This window comes from Pseudomonas sp. CM25 (assembly GCF_013179705.1).
In the GTDB taxonomy this organism is placed as follows: Bacteria; Pseudomonadota; Gammaproteobacteria; order Pseudomonadales; family Pseudomonadaceae; genus Aquipseudomonas.
In genome coordinates this window covers 1-3,356 of sequence record NZ_JABMCW010000469.1, presented here as the reverse complement: position 1 = coordinate 3,356, position 3,356 = coordinate 1, and the positions used below count along the sequence as shown (strand labels likewise).

The following is a 3,356-nucleotide window of genomic DNA, read 5'->3' as shown; positions in this document are numbered from 1 at the left end:
GCCGGCGCCTTGCAAGCGACCGAGCAGGTCGTAGCCGTGGCCGAAAAGCTCGGTGCCGGCGTGGCCAAGGCGCTGCTCGGCAAGGCCGTGCTGCCTGACGATTTGCCCTGGGTCACCGGCGCCATCGGCCTGCTCGGTACTGAACCGAGCTACCAGTTGATGAACGAGTGCGACACCTTGCTGATGATCGGCTCCGGCTTCCCCTATGCCGAGTTCCTGCCCAAGGAAGGCCAGGCCCGTGGGGTGCAGATCGACTTGCAACCAGACATGCTCAGCCTGCGCTATCCAATGGAAGTCAACCTGGTGGGCGATGCCGCCGAAACCCTGCGCGCCCTGCTGCCGCTGCTCGAGCGCAAAAGCGAGCGACGCTGGCGCGACAAGGTCGTAAGCTGGCGCGCGCACTGGGACAAGACCCTGGAGAAACGCGCGCTGGTCAAAGCCGACCCGATCAACCCGCAACGCGTGGTGCATGAACTCTCCCCTCGCCTGCCTGATCAGGCCATCGTCACCAGCGACTCGGGGTCATGCGCCAACTGGTTTGCCCGCGATCTGCAGATCCGCCAGGGCATGCAGTGCTCGCTGTCCGGCGGACTGGCGAGCATGGGCGCGGCGGTGCCCTATGCCATCGCCGCCAAATTCGCCCACCCGCAGCGAAGCGTGGTGGCGTTGGTAGGTGACGGTGCGATGCAGATGAACAACCTGGCCGAACTGATCACCGTGGCCAAGTACTGGCGCCAGTGGGATAACCCGAAGTGGATCTGCGCGGTGTTCAACAATGAAGACCTCAACCAGGTCACCTGGGAACAACGCGTGATGGAAGGCGACCCCAAGTTCGAGGCGTCACAGTCGATCCCCGACGTGCCCTACCACTTGTTCGCCATTTCCATCGGTTTGCAGGGCATCTATGTGGAGCGGGAGGAAGACATTGCCGGCGCTTGGGAACGCGCGCTGGCGGCTGACCGGCCGGTGTTGATCGAATTCAAGACCGACCCGAACGTGCCTCCCCTTCCCCCGCACATCAAGCTGGAACAGGCAAAGAAATTCGCCAGCACCTTGCTCAAGGGCGACCCGGATGAAGCCGGGGTCATCGTGCAGACAGCCAAGCAGGTCCTGAGCTCAGTACTGCCCGGCAAAAAACAGTGATAGCAGCAGCCCGCGCGCAGGCGCGGGTTAAGCTTTACGCGGCGTGCTTCAATATCGTTCGCAGTGGCGGTACCGCCACGCGCCGCAGCGTGCACCGCTCGTCGAACCAATCACACATTCAACCCAACGCGCAGCAAGCCGCTGGCTCGAAACGGTAAGAGCGTTCTCAACTGCAGGAGCTTCTACCATGCGCGACTTTCCTACTCCGCCGTTTCCGTCCCAACCGCAAAGCGTACCCGGTTCACAACGCAAGATGGAGCCCTACCCAGACTGCGGAGAGCAGTCGTATACCGGACGCAACCGCCTGGAAGGCAAGACTGCGCTGATCACCGGTGCTGACAGTGGTATCGGGCGCGCGGTTGCCATCGCCTATGCACGCGAGGGTGCTGACGTTGCCATCGCTTATCTGAATGAGCATGAAGACGCGCAGGAAACTGCGCGCTGGGTAGAAGCAGCTGGCCGACGGTGCCTGCTGCTACCCGGCGATCTGGCGCAGAAACAGCACTGCATTAACATCGTCGGTAAAACCGTCGAACAGTTCGGGCGCATCGATATCCTGGTCAATAACGCCGCCTTCCAGATGTCACATGAGAGCCTGGAGGAAATCGACGATGACGAATGGGTGAAAACCTTCGATACCAACATCACCGCTATCTTCAGGATCTGCAAGGCAGCATTGCCTTCCATGCCTAAGGGCAGTTCGATCATCAATACCAGCTCGGTAAACTCCGACGATCCGTCTCCAAGCCTACTGGCGTATGCCGCCACCAAAGGTGCCATCGCCAACTTCACGGCGGGGTTGGCTCAGCTTCTGGGGAAAAAGGGAATCAGGGTGAATAGCGTCGCGCCTGGCCCCATCTGGACGCCTCTGATCCCGGCCACCATGCCCGATGAGGCCGTGAAAAACTTCGGCTCCAGCTACCCTATGGGGCGGCCAGGGCAGCCGGTGGAGGTCGCGCCAATCTATGTACTGCTGGGCTCCGATGAGGCCAGCTACATCAGCGGTTCCCGGTACGCTGTCACTGGCGGTAAACCGATCCTTTGACGTGGCTACCAATAGACGAATACGGTGCGCTCGAAGGCGGGCGCTCCGTTGCGCTCATCAGCCTGGACGGATGTTCCGGGCATCGGTGCGCAGCCAGAAGCCAAGTCTGCCTTCACCTCTATTTCTCGTCGTTTGCTAATGGGGTATTCCAGATCACCAGTTCGAGTGCGGCAGCGATCTGGATGCGATGGTCGGCAAACGGGATAGGCAGCAGGTCCTGTGCGCGCTCGAGCCGGCGCAGCAAGGTATTGCGATGGGTACCCAGCACCTCCGCGGTCTGGGTGACGTTGCAGCCATTGGCCAGAAAGGCGTGCAACGAATGCTGAAGCACCGAGGGCTCGGTCGCCAGGCGCCCCAGCGTGCTCAAGACGAACTGCCTGGCTGCGCGGGCATCCTGTGTCATCAACGACACCATCCTCACCTGATCGATCGTGGCGACTGCGGGTGAACCCGCCAAACGCCCCATCAACCGCTGGGTGGTCAAGGCTTCCAGGTGCGAGCGCCGGAAGCCATTCACCCCCGCGCCCGCCGAACCGATCGCCGCGCGAATCTTCGGAAATTGCCGGGCGACGCCTTGCAGCAGGTTCAGATCCAGCGGCTTTGCCGCATTGCTCCAGGCCCACAGGGTCGCTGGGCCCGCGAATACGATCAGAGGCGCTAGCGTGCCCGTGAGCTGCGCCAGGGCGCGCGCCATATCCTCCAGAGGACCAATCTCGGCGTCCGGGATTTCGCTCCAGACGAGGCAGGCATGGTGCCTCTGAGCCAGGCTGTAGCCCAGTCGTCTGCCTAACTGCTCCGCATCCACATCCCTGCCATCGAGCAGCCGAGTGACCAGGCTGCGTTTGTCGATCGGATCGTCATGCGCCTGGGCGCTCTTTACTTCCAGAACAATCTGGGTCACCACACGCATGTTGCTGTCGATGAATTCCGAGATCGACCGCGACGAAACCTCCAGGAACTCCTCGAGCTCCAGTGGATCCTGTGTCAGGCTGAACGCCATCTTCATCCACAGCTCCCAGGCTGCGTTTTGTGTCGACCTTGCCACATTCATCAGCAGTTCGGCCCCCCCCCTGCGGGCAAGCTCCCTGGCCGTGTCCACCATATCAGCAGACACGTAGGGCTCCACCGGCTCTCCAGGGCGCTGCAGATTGGCGTTTGCCCAATGCAG

At 61.8% G+C, this 3,356-nt stretch carries 3 protein-coding genes; 2 read left to right on the top strand and 1 reads right to left on the bottom strand.

Going from position 1 to position 3,356, the window contains the following annotated elements:
* Positions 1 to 1,143, top strand: a 1,143-nt coding sequence (locus tag HP546_RS27990) for a thiamine pyrophosphate-dependent enzyme (RefSeq protein WP_256678556.1), incomplete at its 5' end; no start/stop codon positions are given.
* A gap of 187 nt (positions 1,144 to 1,330) precedes the next feature.
* Positions 1,331 to 2,188 (top strand): SDR family oxidoreductase, encoded by an 858-nt coding sequence (locus HP546_RS27985; protein ID WP_172232394.1) that lies wholly within the window; start codon positions 1,331 to 1,333, stop codon positions 2,186 to 2,188.
* Positions 2,189 to 2,306: 118 nt separating this feature from the next.
* On the opposite strand, the gene HP546_RS27980 is transcribed toward HP546_RS27985, so the two are convergent.
* Positions 2,307 to 3,356: CdaR family transcriptional regulator (locus HP546_RS27980; protein WP_178126843.1), on the bottom strand; the 1,050-nt coding region annotated here is incomplete at its 5' end.